Source organism: Pseudomonas sp. BBP2017 (assembly GCF_003024385.1).
Lineage (GTDB): Bacteria > Pseudomonadota > Gammaproteobacteria > Pseudomonadales > Pseudomonadaceae > Aquipseudomonas.
In genome coordinates this window covers 86,248-99,755 of record NZ_PVZN01000005.1, presented here as the reverse complement: position 1 = coordinate 99,755, position 13,508 = coordinate 86,248, and the positions used below count along the sequence as shown (strand labels likewise).

The following is a 13,508-nucleotide window of genomic DNA, read 5'->3' as shown; positions in this document are numbered from 1 at the left end:
TTGCGGTTGCACTTGAAGTGCATGTAGGGTGGGCCGACTGTCCACGGAACGGAGCATGCAGCGATGGCCCAAACGCTTGCTACGCGTTATCCATTGGTATTGGTGCCGGGCATGCTCGGCTTCGTCCGCCTGCTGCTCTACCCCTACTGGTTCGGCATTGTCTCGGCCTTGCGCGGGGGCGGTGCCAAGGTCTTTGCCATTCAGGTGTCGCCGCTCAATGCCACCGAGGTGCGGGGCGAGCAGTTGTTGCAGATCATCGCCGACATCCGCCAGCGCACAGGTGCCGACAAGGTCAATCTGCTTGGCCACAGTCAGGGCGCTTTGACCGCGCGCTATGCGGCGGCCAAACGGCCGGAATGGGTGGCGTCGGTGACCTCGATTGCCGGGCCAAACCACGGCTCGGAACTGGCTGACTACCTGCTTGAGCATTACCCCGCCGACTCTGCCCGTGGGCGCTTGCTCAAGGCCTTGCTGCATGGTCTGGGGGTGCTGATGGGCTGGCTGGAAACCGGTTGGCGCGGCCCGAAGCTGCCCATCGACGTGCACGCTTCACACCATTCGCTGACCCGCGCTGGCGTCACCTTGTTCAATCAGGCTTATCCACAGGGCTTGTCCAGCACCTGGGGCGGTGAGGGGCCGGCCGAGGTCAACGGCGTGCGCTACTACTCCTGGTCCGGCACCTTGCAGCCGGGCCTCACTGACAAGGGCCTGAACCGCCTGGACGGCAGCAATCGCTTCTGCCGCCTGTTTGCCCGGACCTTCGTGCATGAGGCCGGGCAGTGTGATGGCATGGTCGGTCGCTACAGCTCGCACCTGGGCCAGGTGATCGGTGACGACTATCCGCTTGACCACCTGGACATCGTCAATCAATCACTCGGTGCGGTGGGCAAGGGCGCCGACCCAGTGCGGCTGTTTACCGAGCATGCGGCGCGGCTCAAGGCTGCGGGGCTGTGACCGTGACTGGGCGGATGGGCGTCTTCCAGCGCTCTGCCAGAATCACCCCGGCCAGGGTCAACAGGCCGCCGAACAGGTGATACAGCGCCAGCCGTTCATCCAGCACCAAGGCGGCGATCACTGCGGTGATCGCAGGCAACAGGTTGAAGAACAGCGTTGTACGGCTTGGCCCCAGGCGACTGACGGCCTGCATCCAGGCCAGCGGTGCGACCATCGAAGCCAGCACGCAGGCGTACAGCACCAGGCCGATATTGCCCGGGCCAAGGCCGGTTTTGTCGGAGACCAGGAACAGAGGGAACAGCACAATGATCGCCACCAGCACCTGCAGATAGAGCAAAAGCAGGGGGGCAAGGCGCAGTTGCCACTTTTTCAGCAAGGTGCTGTACAGCGCGTAGGCCAGGGTGGCGATCAGCATCAGCGCATCACCGCCATTGACCCCGTGTTGCAGCAAGGCGCCCAGATCACCCGCTGACACCACCAGCAACACCCCGACAAAGGACACCACTGCACCGATCAGCGCACCGAAGGTCAGGCGCAGGCCCAGGCTGATGATCGCCAAAGCCAGCGACATCAATGGCATCAACGAAAGAATGATGCCCATATTGGTAGCGCTGGTGATGGCGGCGGCGAAGTAGGCCAGGCTCTGGTACACCGCCATGCCCAGCACGCCGAGGATGAAGATCTTGCCAAGGTTGCGGCGGATCTCGGCCCAGTCACGCAGTAGCGGCCGTAGCAGGAACGGAGTGAACAACAATCCGGCCAGCAGCCAGCGATAGAAACCGATCTCGGCGGGAAAAATCACCCCGGCCGACATTTTCGTGACTACCGTGTTGCCGGCCCAGATCAGGATGGCCAGCAAAGGAAACGCATAATTCATGACGCAGGAACTCGTGTAGGTACAGGGCGCTATTATCCCCTGTCTGTCTTGCTAGCTATACTTGCATCCAGACAACCCACCCATCGATCCGGACAGCATGGCGCGCAAATACCTCAACATCCCGCAATTCGCCGCCTTGCCGGCGCCGGTTTACTTCCGTTACGACGAATTCGGTGCCGACACCCACAGTGCTGCACACAGCCATGCCTGGGGCCAGCTCAACTTTACGGCCCATGGCATCATGCACCTGGAGATCGACGGCCAGCGCTTTGTTTCGCCGCCTCACTATGCGGTGTGGGTGCCGCCGGACACTGAACACAGCTGCTACAACCCACAGGCCATTGTCTACCGCTCGGTCTATCTGGACCGCGCCTTGTGCCAGGGATTGCCGACGCAGCCCTGCACGCTGGTGATCAGTGAGATTCTCAAGGCCATCCTGGGCGACTTCGCTCGGCGAGATGTGAAGATTCCCGAGGTGGCAGCCGATCGCCGTCTAGCTCAGGTGCTGGTCGACCAACTGCGCCTGGCCCCGACCCAGACCTGTTTTCTGCCTTATGCCCGCAGTGTCGGCCTGGATGGCATATTGCAGGCCTTGCACGCAGAGCCCGGGGACAACCGGCCGTTGGCCGAATGGGCGGCGAGCGTGCATGTCAGTGAGCGCACCCTGGCCCGTCAGTTTCTGCGCGAGCTGGGCATCAGCTTTGGCGAATGGCGCCTGCGTCTACGCTTTCTGCGGGCCATTGACGCGCTGGAGCAGAACCTGCCGATCCAGCAGATTGCCTTCGACCTTGGCTACAGCAGTCCCTCGGCCTTTATCGCCATGTTTCAGCGTCATGCCCAGTGCACGCCTGAGCAATATCGGCGCCAGGCCCGCACTGCCACTATGCCTGCCCGGTGAAGGCTGGCAGACTGCGTTTTTTCCTGCAGTTGCCCCTGAGGTTGTATGACCTTTACCCCGCGCCAGATCAAAATGGCCAGTTGGATCATCGTCTTCGCCGGCCTGGTGCTGGCGTTGCCGCTTAAGTTGTTGCCGAGCCTGCTGGCAGGCCTGCTGGTGTTCGAACTGGTCAACATGCTCACTCCCAAGCTGCAGCACCTGATCGCCGGCGAGCGCGCGCGCTGGGTGGCGGTGGCATTGCTTGGCACCCTGGTGGTCAGTACCCTGACCTTATTGTTTGCTGGAGCGATCAGCTTTCTGCTGCACGAAGCCGAGAATCCCGGCGCTTCGCTGGACAAGTTCATGCTGCTGGTGGATCAGGCCCGTGGGCAGTTGCCGCCGTTCGTCGATGCCTACCTGCCCGCTAGCGCGGCCGAGTTCAAAGTCGCCATTGGCGAGTGGCTCAAGACCCATTTGGGCGAGCTGCAACTGGTGGGCAAGGGCGCCGCGCACATGTTCGTCACCCTGCTGATCGGGATGATCCTCGGGGCCATCGTCGCCTTGCAGCGCATCCCGGACATTTCCCGGCGCAAGCCTTTGGCGGCGGCGCTGTTCAATCGCCTGGCGCTGCTGGTCCAGGCGTTTCGCAATATCGTTTTTGCGCAGATCAAGATTTCCCTGCTCAACACCTTTTTCACCGGAGTCTTCCTGGCCGTGGTGTTGCCGATGTTCGGCGTGCACCTGCCGCTGACCAAGACCCTGATCGTACTGACCTTCCTGCTGGGCCTGCTGCCGGTGATCGGCAACCTGATGTCCAACACCCTGATCACTATCGTCGGGTTGTCGCTGTCGATCTGGGTGGCCATGGCGGCGCTGGGCTATCTGATTGTTATCCACAAGGTCGAGTACTTCCTCAACGCGCGGATTGTCGGCGGGCAGATCAGCGCCAAGTCCTGGGAACTGCTGCTGGCGATGCTGGTGTGCGAGGCGGCGTTTGGCTTGCCGGGTGTGGTGGCGGGGCCGATCTATTATGCCTACCTGAAGAGCGAGCTGAGGCAGGCTGAGTTGGTGTAACGCCTATCGCCGGCAACGCCGGCTCCTACAGGGGGAGGTGGTACTGATTGTAGGAGCCGGCGTTGCCGGCGAAAGGGCCGCATAGCGGCCCCGAAGCCCTCAACCGTAACGCTTACGCGCCTCGATCGCCAAACCGCTACCGATACTGCCGAAGATGTTGCCTTCAACATGCCGTGCATTGGGCAGCATGGCCGCCACGCTCTGGCGCAGGGCCGGGATGCCGCTCGAACCGCCGGTGAAGAACACCGTATCAACCTGGCCAACGCTGACACCGGCCTTGCTCAGCAACTCGCTGACGCTGCCACGCACACGCTCGAGCAGGTTGTCGATCGACTCTTCGAACAGCGCCCGGGTCAGCTCGACGTTCAGCCCCGACTCAACCCGCTTGAGATCAACCAGGCGGCGCTCGTTGTGGGTCAGTTCAATCTTGGTTTCTTCCACCTCCATGGCCAGCCAGTGCCCGGCGCGCTGTTCGATCAGTTTGAACAGGCGATCGATGCCGTCGGTGTCCTCGATGTCGTAGCGCATGCTGCCCAGGGCCAGTTGGGATTTTTGCGAGTACACCGAGTTGATCGTGTGCCAGGTGGCCAGGTTCATGTGGTGGCTGGTTGGCATGAAGGCACCGCTTTTCATTCGGCTGCCATAGCCGAACAGCGGCATCACGCCCTGCAGGCTCAGTTGCTTGTCGAAGTCGGTACCACCGATGTGCACACCGCCGGTGGCGAGGATGTCATTGTGGCGATCATCGAGCATGTGCCGTTCAGGGGCCAGGCGCACCAGGGAGAAGTCCGAGGTACCACCGCCGATGTCGACGATCAGCACCAGCTCTTCGCCCTGAATGTTCGACTCGTAGTCGAAAGCCGCGGCAATCGGCTCGTACTGGAAGGAGACTTCCTTGAAGCCGATCTTCTTTGCCACTTCTGCCAGGGTGTCTTCGGCTTCCTGGTCGGCGGCCTGGTCGTCATCGACGAAATGCACCGGGCGACCCAGCACCACTTCATCGAAGGCTCTGCCCGCATTGGCTTCGGCGCGTTTCTTCAGCTCGCCGATGAACATGCCCAGCAGGTCCTTGAACGGCAGGGCAGTGCCGAGCACGCTGGTGTCGTGCTTGATCAGCTTGGAACCCAGCAGGCTCTTGAGCGAGCGCATCAGCCGGCCTTCGTAACCTTCGAGGTATTCGTGCAGGGCCAGCCGGCCATAGACCGGGCGGCGCTCCTCGATGTTGAAGAACACCACCGACGGCAGGGTGATCTTGCCGTCTTCCAGGGCGATCAACGACTCCACGCCGGGGCGATGCCAGCCGACGGTGGAGTTGGAGGTGCCGAAGTCGATGCCGCAGGCACGGGCCGGGGATGCGTCACTCATGGGTTGTACTTCCGGGGGAAAAACGGCCGCGCAGTTTATGCCAGTGGCCAGCAGAATCAAGACCGATTATCTGCTTTACAGCAAACCCAAGGACGCCTTGAAAGGCTATGCTTGACCTCAATCTTCAGAAGCATTGAACAACTTGATGGTGATTCCTTAGATGGACTTCAAAGACTACTACAAGATACTGGGCGTAGAGCCGACTGCGGACGACAAGGCGATCAAGACCGCCTACCGCAAGCTTGCGCGCAAGTATCACCCCGACGTCAGCAAAGAGCGCGACGCCGAGGAAAAATTCAAGGAGGCCAATGAAGCCTATGAGGCCTTGAGCAGCCCGGAAAAGCGCGCTGAATACGACGAACTGCGCAAGTACGGCCAGCACGGTCGGCCCTTCCAGGGCCCGCCAGGCTGGGAAAGCCGCAGTTCCGGCGGTTTCGAGGGCGGCGATTTTTCCGACTTCTTCAGCTCGATCTTCGGCGCGCGCAACGGCAACGGCAGTGGCAATCCTTTTGGCCGCGGCCAGCAACGCAGCGCCGGTCGGCGAGGGCAGGACGTGGAAATGGAACTGGCGATTTTCCTTGAGGAAACCTTGTCTAGCGAGTCGAAGCAGATCAGCTTCCAGGTCCCGCAGCACAACGCCCACGGCCAGCGTACCGGTTTTACCACCAAGACCCTGAACGTGAAGATCCCGGCCGGGGTGACCGATGGCGAGAAGATCCGTCTCAAGGGTCAGGGCGCACCGGGTATCGGCGGTGGTGCCAACGGCGACCTGTTCCTGACCATTCGCATGGCACCGCATCCGCTGTTCGATGTCGAAGGTCATGACCTGATCATCACCGTGCCGCTGGCGCCCTGGGAAGCGGCGTTGGGTACCAAGGTGGCGGTGCCGACCCTGACCGGCAAGATCAACCTGACCATCCGTGCGGACAGTCAGAACGGCCAACGCCTGCGGATCAAGGGGATGGGTTTGAGCAACAAGCAGGGCCAGCGTGGCGATCTGTACGCGCAGTTGAAAGTGGTGATGCCAAGCCAGTCCGATGCCGCCGCCCGCGAGCTGTGGAGCAAGCTGTCGGAGAAGGCCGCGTTCAATCCGAGGACACAATGGAGTAGCTGACCATGAGCAGTACCCTGATCGTTCAACTGGACATGCAGACCCTTTGTCAGGAAGCCGATCTACCGGCGGCCTACGTGATCGAAATCGTCGAACACGGCATTGTCGAGCCTTCCGGGCGAACGCCGGAAGACTGGCTGTTTGACGATCAGGCGCCGGTGCTGGCCAAGCGCGCGGCCAAGCTGCATCATGATCTGGAACTGGAGTGGGAGGGGGTGGCGCTGGCCCTGGAGTTGCTGGAGGAGGTTCAGCAGCTGCGCAGTGAGAATTCGATGCTCAAACAGCGGTTGGGTAGATTTTTGCAGGGCTGAAAGCATCGCGGGGCAAGCCCGCTCCCACAGAGATCATACAATCCCGGTGGGAGCGGGCTTGCCCCGCGATGAGGCCCTAAAGCAATTTGTAGTAAAGGGCCGTCGGCCGATAAGTGCCATCCGGCCCACAGGCGTAATCAGGAATTTCCCCCGCCTTGATATACCCCAGCGACTGGTAGAAAGCCTCCGCCCCCGACCCTGCCTCGGTATCCAGATACAACGTACTACGCTGTTTCTGCCGTGCCGTCGCTTCCAGTGCTTGCATCAGCTGTTGGCCCAATCCCCGGCGCCGCGCCTCACTGTGCACCAGCAGCTTCTGCACTTCGGCCCGCTTCAAACCATTGAGTTTTAGGCACAGCCCCAATTGCACACTGCCCAGCACTTCCTTGTCTTTGCCGACCACCCAGAGCAGCAATTCGCCGCTGACCAGGCGTTGTTTCACTTCATCGAGATAACTGTTGGCCTGCTGTACATCGATATCCGCCAAAAAGCCCACCGAGGCGCCATGCGCTACGGCATCCAGTAACAGCGCCATCAGGCCGTCGCGGTAGTAGGCAAAGCCTTCAGCGGTGACACGATTGAGTTGCGCTGCATTCATAACACTTCACTCCGTTGTGCGTGGGGGCGCGCCGGGGTTGAGGATCAATTGCATAAAGGTCAGGTCGAGCCAGCGACCGAACTTCACCCCCACTTGGGGCATGTGCCCGTTGAGGGTGAAGCCCAGGCGTTCATGCAACCGTATCGAGGCGCTATTGCCGCTTTCGATGGCCGCAACCATGACGTGTTTGTCACACTGGCGGGCGCGTTCGATCAGCGGCTTCATCAGCTGCGGGCCCAGGCCTTTACCACGTTGGTCACTGCGGATGTACACCGAATGCTCGACGGTATGGCGAAAGCCTTCGAAGGGGCGCCAGTCACCGAACGAAGCATAGCCAAGCACGTCGTCACCAGTGGCGGCATCCACGGCCACCAGGACCGGGTAGCGTTGGGCCTGGCGGGCGTCGAACCAGGCCTGGCGATTGGCTAGATCAACGGCTTGTTCATTCCAGATCGCCGTGGTGTTGAGCACCGCGTCGTTATAAATGTCGCGAATGCCCGGTAGATCGGCAGTTACGGCATCACGAATCAGGTAGGTCATGGCAGCGTCTCAAACGTCAACGAAGTGTTGTTCAGGTTAAATGGTTACCAGCCCGCGCACACCTTCGGCTTCCATGTTTTCACCGCGTCCGGCCCGGACGATTTCGCCGCGGGACATCACCAGGTACTGGTCGGCAAGCTCGGCGGCAAAGTCGTAGAACTGCTCGACCAACAAGATTGCCATGTCGCCACGGGCGGCGAGTTTACTGATGACCACGCCGATTTCTTTGATCACTGAGGGCTGGATGCCTTCGGTGGGTTCATCGAGGATCAGCAAGCGCGGCTGACTGGCCAGGGCTCTACCAATCGCCAGTTGCTGTTGCTGGCCACCGGAGAGATCGCCGCCACGGCGGTGTTTCATTTGCAGCAGCACCGGGAACAGTTCGTAGATGAACGGCGGAACGCTTCTGGCCTGGCTGGCGCTGAAACGCGACAGGCCCATCAGCAGGTTTTCTTCGACGCTCAGGCGCGGGAAGATCTCCCGGCCCTGCGGTACGTAGGCGATACCGGCTTGCACCCGTTGATGCGGCTTGAGTGCGGTGATGGCTTGGCCCTCCCAGTGCACGCTGCCTTCACGGGTGGGCAGCAGGCCCATCAGGCAGCGCAGCAAGGTAGTCTTGCCGACACCGTTGCGGCCCAGCAGGCAGGTCACTTCGCCGACCTTGGCCTCGAAGGACAGGCCACGCAGGATGTGGCTGCCGCCGTAGTATTGGTGCAGTGCGTCGATTTTCAGCATGGTCATGTCCTTGGTTGCTTTATCGCGGGGCAATTACCTGCCCAGATAAACCTCGATCACCCGATCATCCGCCTGCACCTGCGTAAGCGTTCCCTCGGCCAGCACACTGCCCTGATGCAGCACGGTGACATGGTCGGCAATGCTGCCGACAAAGCCCATGTCGTGCTCGACCACCATCAGCGAATGCTTGCCGGCCAGGCCCTTGAACAGTTCGGCGGTGAACTCGGTTTCGGCGTCGGTCATGCCCGCCACCGGTTCATCGAGTAGTAGCAATTGCGGGTCTTGCATCAACAGCATGCCGATCTCGAGGAACTGCTTCTGGCCGTGCGAGAGCAACCCTGCCGGACGTTGGGCAGAGGCCGTCAGGCGAATGGTTTGCAGCACTTCATCGATACGGTCCTGCTGTTCGCCACTCAAGCGCGCGACCAGGCTGGCCAGTACCGACTTGTCGGCCTTCTGCGCCAGCTCCAGGTTCTGGAACACACTCAAGGCCTCGAACACCGTCGGCTTCTGGAACTTACGCCCGATGCCGGCCTGGGCGATCTGCACTTCGCTCATGCGCGTCAGGTCGAGGGTGTCGCCGAACCAGGCCTTGCCGCTGGAGGAGCGGGTCTTGCCGGTGATCACATCCATCAGGGTGGTTTTACCCGCGCCGTTGGGGCCGATGATGCAGCGCAATTCGCCAACACCGATATACAGATTCAGGGCGTTGAGGGCTTTGAAACCGTCGAAGCTGACGCTGATGTCTTCCAGGGTCAGGACCGTGCCGTGCCGCGCATCCAGGCCTGCGCCGCGCACTTGACCGAGGCCGATGGCATCGCGACCGCTGCCGGCGTCGAGGATCGGCTCAAGCATGAACTCCGGATGCACCGGTGGCAGTGGTATGGCTCTCATTGCTCCCCCTTTTTCTTCAACAGCCCGACCACGCCTTTGGGCAGGTACAAGGTGACTACAATGAACAGCGCCCCCAGGCAGAACAGCCAGTACTCGGGAAACGCCACGGTGAACCAGCTCTTCATGCCATTGACCAGACCTGCGCCGAGCAACGGGCCGATCAGGGTGCCGCGTCCACCGAGGGCCACCCACACGGCGGCTTCGATGGAGTTGGTCGGCGACATTTCACTGGGGTTGATGATACCCACCTGAGGCACGTACAAAGCGCCCGCCAGGCCGCAGAGCACAGCGCTGAGCACCCAGACAAACAGTTTGAAGCCACGCGGGTCGTAGCCACAGAACATCAGCCGGTTCTCGGCGTCGCGCAGCGCGGTCAGCACCCGGCCGAACTTGCTCCGGGCCAGGCGCCAACCCAGGTACAGGCTGGTCACCAGCAGCGCCACAGTCAGCAGGAACAGCACCGCGCGGGTGCTTTGCGCGGTGATCGGAAAACCGAGGATGCTGCGAAAGTTGGTGAAGCCGTTGTTGCCGCCAAAACCAGTCTCGTTGCGAAAGAACAAGAGCATGCCAGCGAAGGTCAGGGCCTGGGTCATGATCGAGAAATACACGCCCTTGATCCGCGAGCGGAAGGCGAAGAAGCCGAACGCCAATGCCAGCAATCCGGGGGCCAGCACCACCAGGCACAGGGCCCAGGCAAAGTGCTGGGTACCGGCCCAGTACCAGGGCAGTTCGGTCCATGACAGAAAGGTCATGAACGCTGGCAGACCATCGCCCGCTGCTTCGCGCATCAGGTACATGCCCATGGCATAGCCGCCGAGCGCGAAGAACAGGCCATGGCCCAACGACAGCAATCCGGCATAGCCCCAGACCAGATCCAGGGCCAGGGCGACAATGGCGTAGCAGAGGATCTTGCCGACCAGGGTCAGGGTGTAGGCCGAGACCTGCAGGCTGTGGCCGTCGGGCAGCAACGACAGCAAGGGCAGGGCCAGCAGCACCAGCAGGACAACAGCAGCAACGGCCACAGTCCAGCGCGGGCCGACTTTCTGGCTGGCAGTAACAAGCAGAGGCTGGTTCATCAGTCGATTACCCGTCCCTTGAGGGCGAAGAGGCCTTGCGGGCGTTTCTGGATGAACAGAATGATCAGCGCAAGGATGAGGATCTTGCCGAGCACCGCACCGATCTGCGGCTCCAGCAGTTTGTTGGCGATACCCAGGCCGAACGCTGCCCAGAGGCTACCGGCCAGTTGCCCGACGCCACCGAGCACCACCACCAGGAAAGAGTCGATGATGTAGCTCTGGCCCAGGTCCGGGCCGACGTTGCCGATCTGGCTCAGGGCTACGCCGCCGAGCCCGGCAATGCCCGAACCGAGGCCAAAGGCGAGCATGTCCACGCGCCCGGTGGGCACGCCGCAGCAGGCGGCCATGTTGCGGTTCTGGGTCACGGCACGCACGTTCAGGCCCAGGCGCGTACGGTTGAGCAGCAACCAGGTCAGCAACACCACGAACAGGGCGAAGCCGATAATCACCAGGCGGCTGTAGGGTAGAACCAGGTTGGGAAAGACCTGGACACCACCGGAAAGCCAGGCCGGGTTGGCCACTTCGACGTTCTGCGCACCAAACAGCAGGCGGATGGCCTGGATCAGGATCAGGCTGATACCCCAGGTCGCCAGCAGGGTTTCCAGCGGGCGACCGTACAAGTGACGGATCACCGTGCGTTCCAGCAGCATGCCGACCCCGGCACTGACGGCGAAGGCTACCGGCAGGGCAATCAGCGGATAGAACTCGATGGCGCCGGGAGCGTAGCGCTGGATCAGGATTTGCACCACATAGGTGGCATAGGCTCCGAGCATGAGCATCTCGCCGTGGGCCATATTGATCACGCCAAGCAGGCCGAAGGTGATCGCCAGGCCCAGGGCGGCCAACAGCAGGATCGAGCCCAGCGACAGGCCACTGAAGGCCTGGCCGAGCAGTTCACCCAGCAGCAGTTTGCGTTTGACCTGGGCCAGGCTGGTTTCGGCGGCGGTGCGCACATTGGCGTTGTTTTCCACACCCGGCTCGAGCAGCGACTCAAGACGCGTGCGGGCCATGGGGTCGCCGGTTTCACCGAGCAGGCGTACGGCAGCCAGGCGTACCGCCGGGTCGCTGGCTGCCAGTTGCAGATTGGCTAGCGCCAGGCCGAGGGCCGCATGCACCGCGGCATCGGTTTCGCTGGCGAAGCGCCGGTCGAGGAAGGCGACTTGGGGCGGCTGGGCACTTTTTTGCAGCTGTTGTGCAGCGGTCAGGCGCACCTTGGCATCGTCGCTGAGCAGCTGATGGCTGGCCAGGGCGTTATCCACTAGCCCGCGCAGGCGATTGTTCAGGCGCAGTTTGCGGGTGTCGGTGGGGCTGAGGCGGCCTTGCTGCAGGGAAGTCAGCAGTTCGAGGCGGGCCGGGTCCGGTTGTGCAGCCCAGTCCTGAAGCAGGCGGGCCTGCTCATTGGCCTTGGCGGCGATGAAGTAGTCGGCGTCGCTGGCCTGGGCGGCCAGGGGCAGCAGCAGGAGACTGAGGAAAAGGTACAGAAGGGTTTTGGGCATGACGGTTTCCTTTTGGGGGCTCATCGCGGGGCAAGCCCGCTCCCACCGGGGTTGTGTGTCCCCCTGTGGGAGCGGGCTTGCCCCGCGATGAGCTCAGTTACCCTTCACTGCATAATCCGGCCGCTTGTCATTGCCCGGAATGAACGGGCTCCACGGTTGTGCCCGCAGCGGCTGCTCGGTTTCCCAGACCACGTTGAACTGCCCGTCATCCTGGATCTCGCCGATCATCACCGGCTTGTGCAGGTGGTGGTTGGTCTTGTCCATGGTCAGGGTGTAGCCCGACGGCGCTTTGAAGGTCTGCCCGGCGAGCGCTTCACGAACCTTGTCGACGTCAGTGGACTTGGCCTTCTCCACCGCCTGGGCCCACATATAGATACCGACGTAGGTGGCTTCCATCGGGTCGTTGGTCACCGCCTTGTCGGCACCCGGCAGGTTCTTGGCCTTGGCGTAGGCTTTCCAGTCCGCCACGAACTGGCTGTTGACCGGGTTCTGCACCGACTCGAAGTAGTTCCACGCGGCCAGATGGCCCACCAGCGGCTTGGTGTCGATCCCGCGCAGCTCTTCCTCGCCGACCGAGAAGGCCACCACCGGTACGTCGGTGGCTTTCAGGCCCTGGTTGGCCAGCTCCTTGTAGAACGGCACGTTGGAGTCGCCATTGACCGTGGAGATCACCGCCGTCTTGCCGCCTGCGGAGAATTTCTTGATGTTGGCGACGATGGTCTGGTAATCGCTGTGGCCAAACGGCGTGTAGACCTCTTCGATGTCCTTGTCGGCCACGCCCTTGCTGTGCAGGAAGGCGCGCAGGATCTTGTTGGTGGTACGCGGATAGACATAGTCGGTGCCGAGCAGGAAATAGCGCTTGGCCGCACCGCCTTCTTCGCTCATCAGGTATTCCACCGCCGGGATCGCCTGCTGGTTCGGCGCGGCGCCGGTGTAGAAGACGTTCGGCGACATTTCTTCGCCTTCGTATTGCACCGGGTAGAACAGCAGGCCGTTGAGTTCCTCGAACACCGGCAGCACCGATTTACGTGATACCGAAGTCCAGCAACCGAACACCACGGCGACCTTGTCCTGGGTCAGCAGTTGCCGGCCCTTCTCGGCGAACAGCGGCCAGTTCGAGGCCGGGTCGACCACCACCGGCTCCAGCAGCTTGCCGTTGACGCCGCCCTTGGCGTTGATCTGCTCGATGGTCATCAAGGCCATGTCCTTGAGCGAGGTCTCGGAAATCGCCATGGTTCCGGACAGCGAATGCAGGATGCCGACCTTGATGGTCTCGGCGGCCTGGATGCTCCAGCTCAGGCCCATCGCTGCGATAGACGCGCTGAGGGTGAAGGCCTTGATCAGACTGCGACGCTTCATAGTGCTCTCTCCGTTGAGTTCGAATGTGCGGGTAAGGCAGATGGCGACTTCGGGAGAGAGCTTTAGCAAAGGCTGTGCCGGAACCGCCGAGGGCTTTGGCACGGGCGTTGAGAGGCGGGGAGGCAAATGTTTGCACCGGCCTGGGGCTGAACGGGTGAGGCGGTGCAGCCGGTTGCGCTGCGCTGGTGCGCAACCGGCTGGGGTCAGATCTGCTGCGCTGTCAGCTGCTGGCGATTGCCCA

General features: G+C 62.0%; 14 protein-coding genes. 5 read left to right on the top strand and 9 right to left on the bottom strand.

Annotated features, from left to right (window positions below; all coding sequences use genetic code 11):
* Nucleotides 1–63 precede the first annotated feature (63 nt).
* Nucleotides 64–954, top strand: coding sequence for a triacylglycerol lipase (locus C6382_RS09115; RefSeq protein WP_107024180.1), 891 nt, complete (start codon nucleotides 64–66; stop codon nucleotides 952–954).
* On the opposite strand, the gene C6382_RS09110 is transcribed toward C6382_RS09115, so the two are convergent.
* Nucleotides 935–1,831 carry a DMT family transporter gene (locus tag C6382_RS09110; RefSeq protein ID WP_107024179.1) on the bottom strand — a complete coding sequence of 299 codons (897 nt, stop codon included), beginning with the start codon at nucleotides 1,829–1,831 and terminating at the stop codon, nucleotides 935–937. The genes C6382_RS09115 and C6382_RS09110 overlap by 20 nt on opposite strands.
* Before the next feature lie 97 nt (nucleotides 1,832–1,928).
* Here C6382_RS09110 and C6382_RS09105 point away from each other — a divergent pair, with 97 nt between their 5' ends.
* Together C6382_RS09105 and C6382_RS09100 are read left to right on the top strand one after the other, a co-directional pair.
* Nucleotides 1,929–2,729 (top strand): helix-turn-helix transcriptional regulator, encoded by an 801-nt coding sequence (locus C6382_RS09105; RefSeq protein WP_107024178.1) that lies wholly within the window; start codon nucleotides 1,929–1,931, stop codon nucleotides 2,727–2,729.
* A gap of 45 nt (nucleotides 2,730–2,774) precedes the next feature.
* The gene (locus C6382_RS09100) at nucleotides 2,775–3,782 is read left to right on the top strand and encodes an AI-2E family transporter (protein WP_107024177.1); all 1,008 of its coding nucleotides are present in this window, start codon (nucleotides 2,775–2,777) and stop codon (nucleotides 3,780–3,782) included.
* A 99-nt stretch (nucleotides 3,783–3,881) separates the two neighbouring features.
* Here C6382_RS09100 and C6382_RS09095 read toward each other — a convergent pair whose 3' ends face one another.
* Complete coding sequence (locus C6382_RS09095) at nucleotides 3,882–5,147, bottom strand: Hsp70 family protein (RefSeq protein ID WP_107024176.1); 1,266 nt, start codon at nucleotides 5,145–5,147, stop codon at nucleotides 3,882–3,884.
* Nucleotides 5,148–5,307: 160 nt separating this feature from the next.
* Here C6382_RS09095 and cbpA point away from each other — a divergent pair, with 160 nt between their 5' ends.
* Together cbpA and C6382_RS09085 are read left to right on the top strand one after the other, a co-directional pair.
* Nucleotides 5,308–6,261, top strand: coding sequence for a curved DNA-binding protein (gene cbpA, locus C6382_RS09090; protein ID WP_107024175.1), 954 nt, complete (start codon nucleotides 5,308–5,310; stop codon nucleotides 6,259–6,261).
* A 2-nt stretch (nucleotides 6,262–6,263) separates the two neighbouring features.
* Entirely contained in the window at nucleotides 6,264–6,569 is a 306-nt protein-coding gene (locus C6382_RS09085) for a chaperone modulator CbpM (protein ID WP_107024174.1), read from the top strand.
* A 76-nt stretch (nucleotides 6,570–6,645) separates the two neighbouring features.
* On the opposite strand, the gene C6382_RS09080 is transcribed toward C6382_RS09085, so the two are convergent.
* The 7 genes from C6382_RS09080 to urtA all read right to left on the bottom strand — a co-directional run bounded on the left by C6382_RS09080 (nucleotide 6,646) and on the right by urtA (nucleotide 13,267).
* Entirely contained in the window at nucleotides 6,646–7,167 is a 522-nt protein-coding gene (locus C6382_RS09080) for a GNAT family N-acetyltransferase (RefSeq protein ID WP_107024173.1), read from the bottom strand.
* 6 nt (nucleotides 7,168–7,173) lie between these two features.
* Complete coding sequence (locus C6382_RS09075; RefSeq protein ID WP_107024172.1) at nucleotides 7,174–7,707, bottom strand: GNAT family N-acetyltransferase; 534 nt, start codon at nucleotides 7,705–7,707, stop codon at nucleotides 7,174–7,176.
* Between the two features lie 36 nt (nucleotides 7,708–7,743).
* Complete coding sequence (gene urtE, locus C6382_RS09070; RefSeq protein ID WP_107024171.1) at nucleotides 7,744–8,442, bottom strand: urea ABC transporter ATP-binding subunit UrtE; 699 nt, start codon at nucleotides 8,440–8,442, stop codon at nucleotides 7,744–7,746.
* A 33-nt stretch (nucleotides 8,443–8,475) separates the two neighbouring features.
* Nucleotides 8,476–9,297, bottom strand: coding sequence for an urea ABC transporter ATP-binding protein UrtD (urtD, locus tag C6382_RS09065; protein WP_371919592.1), 822 nt, complete (start codon nucleotides 9,295–9,297; stop codon nucleotides 8,476–8,478).
* 35 nt (nucleotides 9,298–9,332) lie between these two features.
* On the bottom strand, nucleotides 9,333–10,412 hold the full coding sequence (gene urtC / locus C6382_RS09060) for an urea ABC transporter permease subunit UrtC (RefSeq protein WP_107024169.1): 1,080 nt from the start codon (nucleotides 10,410–10,412) through the stop codon (nucleotides 9,333–9,335).
* A complete protein-coding gene (gene urtB / locus C6382_RS09055; protein WP_107024168.1) occupies nucleotides 10,412–11,908 on the bottom strand; it encodes an urea ABC transporter permease subunit UrtB in 1,497 nt (498 codons plus the stop codon). Before urtB ends, urtC begins: the two co-directional genes overlap by 1 nt.
* A gap of 93 nt (nucleotides 11,909–12,001) precedes the next feature.
* Entirely contained in the window at nucleotides 12,002–13,267 is a 1,266-nt protein-coding gene (urtA, locus tag C6382_RS09050) for an urea ABC transporter substrate-binding protein (protein WP_107024167.1), read from the bottom strand.
* Nucleotides 13,268–13,508 lie beyond the last annotated feature (241 nt).

Coding starts and splice junctions, on each gene's coding strand:
- C6382_RS09115 (WP_107024180.1), top strand. CDS start 64: ATGGCCCAAACGCTTGCTACGCGTTATCCATTGGTATTGGTGCCGGGC.
- C6382_RS09110 (WP_107024179.1), bottom strand. CDS start 1,831: ATGAATTATGCGTTTCCTTTGCTGGCCATCCTGATCTGGGCCGGCAAC.
- C6382_RS09105 (WP_107024178.1), top strand. CDS start 1,929: ATGGCGCGCAAATACCTCAACATCCCGCAATTCGCCGCCTTGCCGGCG.
- C6382_RS09100 (WP_107024177.1), top strand. CDS start 2,775: ATGACCTTTACCCCGCGCCAGATCAAAATGGCCAGTTGGATCATCGTC.
- C6382_RS09095 (WP_107024176.1), bottom strand. CDS start 5,147: ATGAGTGACGCATCCCCGGCCCGTGCCTGCGGCATCGACTTCGGCACC.
- cbpA (WP_107024175.1), top strand. CDS start 5,308: ATGGACTTCAAAGACTACTACAAGATACTGGGCGTAGAGCCGACTGCG.
- C6382_RS09085 (WP_107024174.1), top strand. CDS start 6,264: ATGAGCAGTACCCTGATCGTTCAACTGGACATGCAGACCCTTTGTCAG.
- C6382_RS09080 (WP_107024173.1), bottom strand. CDS start 7,167: ATGAATGCAGCGCAACTCAATCGTGTCACCGCTGAAGGCTTTGCCTAC.
- C6382_RS09075 (WP_107024172.1), bottom strand. CDS start 7,707: ATGACCTACCTGATTCGTGATGCCGTAACTGCCGATCTACCGGGCATT.
- urtE (WP_107024171.1), bottom strand. CDS start 8,442: ATGCTGAAAATCGACGCACTGCACCAATACTACGGCGGCAGCCACATC.
- urtD (WP_371919592.1), bottom strand. CDS start 9,297: ATGCTTGAGCCGATCCTCGACGCCGGCAGCGGTCGCGATGCCATCGGC.
- urtC (WP_107024169.1), bottom strand. CDS start 10,412: ATGAACCAGCCTCTGCTTGTTACTGCCAGCCAGAAAGTCGGCCCGCGC.
- urtB (WP_107024168.1), bottom strand. CDS start 11,908: ATGCCCAAAACCCTTCTGTACCTTTTCCTCAGTCTCCTGCTGCTGCCC.
- urtA (WP_107024167.1), bottom strand. CDS start 13,267: ATGAAGCGTCGCAGTCTGATCAAGGCCTTCACCCTCAGCGCGTCTATC.